Source organism: Gemmatimonas sp., assembly GCF_036405635.1.
In the GTDB taxonomy this organism is placed as follows: Bacteria; Gemmatimonadota; Gemmatimonadetes; order Gemmatimonadales; family Gemmatimonadaceae; genus Gemmatimonas.
In genome coordinates this window covers 1-7,420 of the sequence record NZ_DASWXE010000013.1, presented here as the reverse complement: position 1 = coordinate 7,420, position 7,420 = coordinate 1, and the positions used below count along the sequence as shown (strand labels likewise).

Here is a 7,420-nt window from a genome sequence, read left to right as displayed (position 1 = left end):
GCGGGGCTTCGGTGTCTCAGAGTGGCACAGGGCAGTTCTCGTGACATCAACGCAGCGAGCCATGTCAGCACGATTCTCACGTTTCCGCTTTGCCACCGCCGCCGTCGTCAGCTTCGGCGCAGGTGTCATCTTCGCCTCCGGTATGGACTGGACGAAGATCAGTTGGGCCCAGAGTTCCGGAGCTCGCGCTCCACAAGTGCGCGGTCCGATGGCGCCGGAAGGGGCGTCCTTCGCCGATATCGCCGAGCGTGTGACGCCTGGCGTAGTGGCGGTCAACACTTCCCGTACGGCCCGTCCGCGCCCGCAGGTGCGAGGACGCGCGCCGCAGGGCATGGAAGACTTCCTCGAGCAGTTTGGCGGCCAGCAGCCGCGCCAGCAGCGCGGTGAAGGTTCCGGTTTCATTCTGTCCAACGACGGCTACATCGTCACCAACAATCACGTGGTGGCGGACGCCGACCAGGTCTCCATCACGCTCAGCGACGGTCGCTCATTCCGCGCCCGCGTGATCGGCACCGACTCCACCACCGACGTCGCCGTGGTGAAGATCGAAGCGCGCAGCCTGCCAACGCTCACCATCGGCAATGACGAGACCACCCGTATTGGCGAATGGGTGCTCGCTGTCGGCAATCCGCTCGGTCTCGATTTCACCGTGACTGCCGGCATCATCTCGGCCAAGGGACGCGGCTCCGAGATCAACCTGCCGAATTCCGGAAACTTCACCATCTCCGACTTCATCCAGACCGACGCCGCGATCAATCCGGGCAACTCGGGTGGCCCGCTGATCAACATGCGCGGTGAAGTCATTGGCCTGAACAGCGCCATCGCCAGCCAGACGGGCTTCTACTCCGGCTACGGCTTTGCCATTCCGATCACGCTCGTGAAGAACGTGGCCGATGCGCTGATCAAGGACGGCCGTGTGCGCATGCCGGTGATGGGCGTGTCGGTAACGCGCGTCGATCCGGAGGATGCGGGCATCAACGGACTGGCCAAGGTGGCCGGCGTGAAGGTGGCGGGCTTCAATCCCCCCGATGGTGGCCCGGCGAAGGACGCTGGCATCGAAGTGGGCGACGTGATCATCACGGTCGACGGCAAGCCGGTGGATCGTGTGAGCTCACTGCAGCGCATCGTGCGCATGCGCCGCATCGGTGATGTCATTCCGGTGGAAGTGATGCGCTTTGGGAGCAAGAAGGCCTTCCGCGTGAAGCTCGTGGATGCCGAAGCGGGCGGCGCGCTGGCCGTGAACACGGCAACGCCGAACCCCACGGCCAACCCGGCGGCTGGCAAGCTGGGCATGTCGGTGGAGGCCCTGCCCGAGGAGATCGCCACGCGGCTTCGCACGAACGGCATTGGCGTGCGCGTGTCCGAAGTGGCGGACAACGGCCCCGCACGCGACAAGATCGCGGCGGGCAGCGATGTGCTGCTTGAAGTGCTGTATCCCGCGCCGCGTCGCCCGATTCGCTCGGTGAACGACCTGCAGACCGCGATCGCCACGCTCAAGGACGGCGACTACGTGAGCCTGCTGGTGCAATCGCTCGACCCGCGCGTCGGGCGTCGTGTGGTGAACATCCGCGTTGGCGACTGACCTTCGCACACAACGCAAAGGGCGCCCGGTCGATGACCGGGTGCCCTTTTGTTTTCCCTGCGCGATGATCAGTCCGGATTGATGAACCGGTACAACACACGAATGAGGCGGTACGCGTCCGGCATCGACTCACGCGAGAACTCCACCGTCGTGGGCGAGATCAGCTTCACCTCACGAAAGGCGGTGGCCACTTCGGGGATGTTGGGATTGGGGAAGGTCATGCGCACGGTGTACTGCGCGGCGCGCTCAGGGCGTCCCTTTCTCGACGCCGCCACCACTTCCTTGGCGGCCTGCTGAATCTCGTGGCGCGATTCGGCCAGCGGACGCAGCTCCACCGCGCGGGTATTGATGGCACGCTTCACCACCACGCCGCGCACATTGGGGGCGGTAGCCTTCTGCTCTTCCACGGCCACATCGTCCCCGGTCACGAGCAGCACCGGCACGCCGTACCAGCGCGCCAGCAGCGCGTTCATACCGCCTTCGCCCACGGAGAGGCCGTTCACTTCCAGGTCGCGCACCACGCCGGAGCCAGTGTGCGCAAAGACGCCACGCGGCGAGCCTGCCTTGGCGTGGTAGCCCACGAAGAGCACGGCGTCGAAGGTGGAATCGAGCCCCTCCATCATGCCATGGCGCTTGAAGCTGTGGCTGATGAGGCGTGCGCGGGGATCGAGGTCTTCGGGCAGGATGTTGCGCTGGCTGCCGTGGGAATCGTTCACCACGACTTCGGTGGCCCCGCCCTCGAACGCGCCGCGGATGGCGGCATTGGCGTCTTCGACCATCAACCGTCGGGCGCGCCCGTATTCATTGCCCGTGGCCGATGTCTGGTTATCGCTGTTGACGCCGCTGATCCCCTCCATGTCCACGGAGATGTAGATCTTGCGGGCGCCCTGGGCCTCGCTGACGGCGGGCATGGTGGCCAGGCCCAAAACGAGACCGGTCGTTACGACGCGGGACAGCAAACGCACCATCGGAACTCCGCAGGCTGGGGTAGGCGTCTCGGAACGACGCCCCCCAGCGAACGGGACAACCAACGAGGGGCGCTACCGGAAAAGGTAGAGCGAGGCACCGACCTGCACACGGGTGCCGGTGGACTTGAAGTCTTCCTTGGTGGTGGAGCCGCCGGTGATGTCATCCAGGCGGGTCAGGTTGCCGAAGGTCCAGAGCGCCGTACCCGTGATGGCGATATGCGGCGTCACGCCAAGGTGAATGCCCGCGCCGGCCGTCGGGGCGATGCCCTCGAACTTGGTGCTGCGGTCCGCGGCCCGGCCCGTCGCGCCGGCCGTCGCAAACACCCGCACCGGCGAGCTCGCCCCCGGCAGAAGGTACATGCGCAGCAGGGCGTCATACTGCTTGAGCGTCAGGTCGTCGGAGTTGCCACGCCGCGTGACCGCGCTGCGATCGAAGTTCACCAGCACGGCGATATTGTCGGACAATCCCAGTCCGGCGTGCAAGCCAAAGCCGCTGCCGAACTTGAGGTCTTCGGCGGCTTCTTTCACACTGACCGATGCGCCGGCGTACTGCAGGCCGAAGAACAGTCCCTTGGTGCTGCCAGCGTCGGATTGTGCGTGCAGGCCACTCGCCGAGAACGTGGCAAGCAGTGCAGCTGCAGCGGCAAGAAGGCGCGGCTTGGAGCGGGACAGAACGCGTGACATGATGACTCCGGGATGGCGTCTATGAGGCAGGCCCCCGTTGGAGGCGGGGGTGTCTGGGCAGGAGTGTACGGCAGCCTGCTACACCGACACCCAGAAAGAGTCACAGCGGAAGCGAGACCCGCGTCACGTCGCTCTGTTGGCTATACTATTCGCTGGCTCATCGTCATTGATGGTGACCCTGCGGACGTGGCGAAATTGGTAGACGCACCAGCCTTAGGAGCTGGCGGGGCAACCCATCCCGGTTCGAGTCCGGGCGTTCGCATTGCATCAGATCGCCGAGCATGGATCGCCAATGACACACAAATAATTCCGACAACATTTATCCGGTATTACACGACAATTGAATTGTGATGCACACGAGTGAACGTGCCGCACAAACCCTTCTTGCCGAGTGATGGTCCGGGGAGCAAGCTAGCAAGAGTCTGCTTCTCTCTCCCTCTAGGAGCCCCACCTCATGGCAGCGACGGACGTCACGGACCCGCAATTCTATCACCGGGTCGTAGACTGTCAGTGGGCCTGTCCGGCTCACACCAATGTCCCGGGCTACATCCGTCTCATCGCACAGGGTCGATACACGGAATCGTATCTGCTCAATCGCGAGTCGAATGTTTTCCCCGGTATTCTCGGTCGCACGTGTGATCGTCCATGCGAACCCGCATGCCGTCGCGGTCGTGTCGAAGAAAAACCCGTCGCGATCTGTCGCCTCAAGCGCGTCGCGGCCGATCATCGCGATGACATTCGTGCCTTCCTGCCCAAGGCGCCGGCCACGAAAAACGGCAAGCGTGTCGCGCTCGTCGGCGCAGGACCGTCCGCACTCACGGTCGCGAACGATCTGCTGCCACTGGGCTACGACATCACCATCTTCGAGCGCAACGCGCAGCCCGGTGGGCTCATGCGCATCAACATTCCGTCGTTCCGCCTGCCCGCGCAGGTGCTCGATGACGAATGTGGCTACATCATCGACATGGGTGCCACCATGCAGTACGGCACCGAAGTGCAGAGCCTCAAGGGGCTGCTCGATGACGGTTACGATGCGGTGTACGTCGGCACCGGCGCGCCCAAGGGCAAGGAGCTCGACATCCCCGGTCGCTGGGATGCGCCGTCGCAGGTGCACATCGGCATCGAATGGCTGGCCAACGTGCATTTCGGCCACATCGAAAAGATCGAACCGCGCGTCGTCATCATTGGCGTGGGCAACACCGCCATGGACTGCTGCCGTACCGCGAAGCGTGTGGGTGCCACCGATGTGAAGGTGATCGCGCGCCGTGGTCGCAAGCACTTCAAGGCGTCACCGTGGGAGCTCGAGGACGCCGAGGAAGAACAGGTCGAGATCATCGAGAACCACGCGCCCAAGCGCATGGTGGTGGAAAACGGCAAGCTCGTGGGCATGGAGTTCGAAGTGCTCGAGTGGTCCGAAGATGCCAACGGCAAGCAGTCGAGCCGGGTGGTGGACACCATCATCATTCCGTGCGACGCGGTCATTCTCGCCATCGGCCAGGACAACTCGTTCCCCTGGATCGAGCGCGACATCGGTGTGGAATTCGATTCGCGTGGCATGCCCAAGGTCAGCAAGACCACGCACCAGAGCACGCACCCGCAGGTGTTCTTTGGTGGTGACGCCGCATGGGGCCCGGAGAACATCATCTGGGCCGTGGCGCACGGGCATCAGGCCGCGATCTCCATCGACCTGCAGTGCCAGGGTCAGGATGTGAACGAGCGCCCGCCGTACGGCATGACGCTCGTCAGCGCCAAGGTGGGCATGCACAGCTGGGCGTTCGACAACGACTACGAATCGCAGAAGCGCGCCAAGATGCAGCACGAGGACCTCGTGAAGCGCTTCACCGATCTCGACATCGAAGTGGAACTCGGTTTTTCCGCCGAACAGACCGCCGCTGAGGTCGGTCGCTGCCTCAACTGTGACATTCAGACCGGATTCACCGCCTCAGCCTGCATCGAGTGTGATGCGTGTGTGGACATTTGTCCCACGAGCTGCCTGACCATCACCACCAACGGCACGCCCATCGATGAGCTGCGCACGCGGCTGTCGGCGCCGGCGCTGAACGAGTCGCAACCCATCTACATCTCTGAACAACTGCCGCAGACCAAGCGTATCATGGTGAAGGACGAGGATGTCTGCCTGCACTGTGGACTCTGCGCCGAACGCTGCCCCACGGCAGCTTGGGACATGCAGATTTTCGACCTCAAGAAGCCCGTTGCCGGGATGGCCTACGCATGAGCGGGATCAACGACTTCGCGTTCAAGATCGGAACCGTCAACGGAACCGGCTCCGCCAGCGCCAATGGGCTGCTGATGCAGGCCATCTTCCGTATGGGTATCCCTGTGTCGGGCAAGAACATCTTCCCGTCCAACATTCAGGGCCTGCCCACGTGGTATGAGATCCGCGTCTCAAAGGACGGCTACATGGCCCGCCCTTCGGAAGTGGACCTGGTGGTTGCGCTCAACCCAGCCACGTACGCCAAGGACGTGGCCACTGTGCGCCCGGGTGGATACCTGCTCTACGATTCGTCGTGGCCGCTCGATCCCGACCTCGTGCGCGAGGGGATCACCATCATGGGCATCCCTTTCGGTCGCCTGTGCGTGGAGAACTTCCAGGGCGACCGTGATCGCACGCTGCTGCGCAACATCGTCTACGCCGGCTCCCTTGCGGCACTCCTCGGCATCGACATGGATGTCGTGGGCAAGATGCTGGAGGAGAAATACGGCAAGAAGCCCAAGCTGCTGACGTCCAATCACAAGGCCATCCAGCTCGGCTACGACTACGCCAGGGCACACTTCACCTGCCCGTTGCCGTTCAGCCTCGAGAAGATGGATCACACCAGTGATTCCATCCTCATCGACGGCAACACGGCCTGTGCGCTCGGTGCCGTATATGCCGGCGCCACGGTGGGCGCCTGGTACCCCATCACGCCGGCCACTGCGCTGATGGAACAGTTCAAGGCGTTCTGCGACAAGTTCCGCGTGGACAAGGAAACGGGCGCGCACAACTACGCCATCCTGCAGGCCGAAGACGAACTGTCGGCGGCGGGCATCATCATTGGCGCAGGCTGGGCGGGTGCACGCGCGTTCACCAACACCTCGGGCCCCGGCATCTCGCTGATGCAGGAGTTCATCGGCCTCGCGTACTACACCGATATTCCTGCCGTCTTCTTCGATATCCAGCGCTGCGGCCCCGCTACCGGCATGCCCACGCGCACGCAGCAGGCCGACCTCATGTCACTGGCCTATGCCTCACACGGCGACACCAAACATCTCGTGATCTTCCCGGCCAACCCGGGTGAGGCGTTCGAGATGTCGGTGCAGTCGTTCGATCTGGCGGAGCGCTTCCAGACACCGGTGTTTGTGGCCACCGACCTCGATATCGGCATGAACGACTGGATGGTGAAGCGCTTCACCTGGGACGACAGCTACACACCCGACCGCGGCAAGGTGCTGCACAAGGAGGACCTGGAGAAGATCCAGAAGTTCTCCCGCTATCTCGATGTGGATGGCGACGGCATCGCCGCGCGTACCCTGCCCGGTGTGGGTGGCAAGGGTGCCTACTTCGTGCGTGGCTCGGGCCACGACAAGCACGCGGCCTACACCGAAGACTCCGACGCCTACCAGGAGCTGGTCGATCGCCTCAAGCGCAAGTTCGAGCATGCGGCCACGTCCATGCCCAAGCCCGTGTTCACCCTGCAGGATGGTGCCGATGTGGGCCTGGTGACGATTGGCGGGTGCGATGCGGCGGTGCGCGAGGCGGCGGACAAGCTGCGGGCGCAGGGCATTGTGGCCGACGTCATGCGCGTACGGGCCTTCCCCTTCGGCAGCGAAGTGAAGGACTTCTTCAGCAAGCACGAGCGCGTGTTCGTGATCGAGCAGAACCGCGATGCGCAACTGCGGTCGCTGCTGGCCATCGAACTTGGTATTCCTCGCGATTCCATGTTGTCCATCGTCGACTACGGCGGGATGCCACTGACGGCCAAGGTGGTCGTCGATGCCGTGACCAAGAAGCTCGGCGCGCTGGGTCATGTCCCGGCTGCGCAGGGGGTTACACAGGGCGCCACCAACGGAGTGCACGCATGACATCCATTGCGAAGCCACCAGTCAAGCATCCGAGCTCCCGCACCAATGGGCTCGGCCTGACCATCCGTGACTACGAAGGTGCGATGTCCACGCTGTGCGCCGG

5 protein-coding genes and 1 tRNA gene are annotated in these 7,420 nt (G+C 63.7%); 4 read left to right on the top strand and 2 right to left on the bottom strand.

Annotated elements, in window-relative coordinates; genetic code table 11:
• Positions 1 to 61 precede the first annotated feature (61 nt).
• The gene (locus VGE27_RS00550) at positions 62 to 1,582 is read left to right on the top strand and encodes a trypsin-like peptidase domain-containing protein (protein WP_331047675.1); all 1,521 of its coding nucleotides are present in this window, start codon (positions 62 to 64) and stop codon (positions 1,580 to 1,582) included.
• Between the two features lie 68 nt (positions 1,583 to 1,650).
• On the opposite strand, the gene VGE27_RS00545 is transcribed toward VGE27_RS00550, so the two are convergent.
• On the bottom strand, positions 1,651 to 2,550 hold the full coding sequence (locus VGE27_RS00545) for a M55 family metallopeptidase (RefSeq protein ID WP_331047674.1): 900 nt from the start codon (positions 2,548 to 2,550) through the stop codon (positions 1,651 to 1,653).
• 72 nt (positions 2,551 to 2,622) lie between these two features.
• A complete protein-coding gene (locus VGE27_RS00540) occupies positions 2,623 to 3,234 on the bottom strand; it encodes an outer membrane beta-barrel protein (protein WP_331047673.1) in 612 nt (203 codons plus the stop codon).
• Between the two features lie 180 nt (positions 3,235 to 3,414).
• Between VGE27_RS00540 and VGE27_RS00535 the strand changes: the two genes are divergently transcribed.
• From VGE27_RS00535 to VGE27_RS00525, 3 genes are all read left to right on the top strand, one after another.
• Positions 3,415 to 3,496 (top strand) — tRNA-Leu (locus VGE27_RS00535).
• Between the two features lie 192 nt (positions 3,497 to 3,688).
• Positions 3,689 to 5,470, top strand: a complete 1,782-nt coding sequence (locus tag VGE27_RS00530; RefSeq protein WP_331047672.1) for an FAD-dependent oxidoreductase — start codon at positions 3,689 to 3,691, stop codon at positions 5,468 to 5,470.
• The gene (locus VGE27_RS00525) at positions 5,467 to 7,317 is read left to right on the top strand and encodes a 2-oxoacid:acceptor oxidoreductase subunit alpha (RefSeq protein WP_331047671.1); all 1,851 of its coding nucleotides are present in this window, start codon (positions 5,467 to 5,469) and stop codon (positions 7,315 to 7,317) included. The genes VGE27_RS00530 and VGE27_RS00525 overlap by 4 nt, the downstream gene beginning before the upstream one ends.
• The last annotated feature ends 103 nt before the right edge of the window (positions 7,318 to 7,420 follow it).

Coding starts and splice junctions, on each gene's coding strand:
- VGE27_RS00525 (WP_331047671.1), top strand. CDS start 5,467: ATGAGCGGGATCAACGACTTCGCGTTCAAGATCGGAACCGTCAACGGA.
- VGE27_RS00550 (WP_331047675.1), top strand. CDS start 62: ATGTCAGCACGATTCTCACGTTTCCGCTTTGCCACCGCCGCCGTCGTC.
- VGE27_RS00530 (WP_331047672.1), top strand. CDS start 3,689: ATGGCAGCGACGGACGTCACGGACCCGCAATTCTATCACCGGGTCGTA.
- VGE27_RS00545 (WP_331047674.1), bottom strand. CDS start 2,550: ATGGTGCGTTTGCTGTCCCGCGTCGTAACGACCGGTCTCGTTTTGGGC.
- VGE27_RS00540 (WP_331047673.1), bottom strand. CDS start 3,234: ATGTCACGCGTTCTGTCCCGCTCCAAGCCGCGCCTTCTTGCCGCTGCA.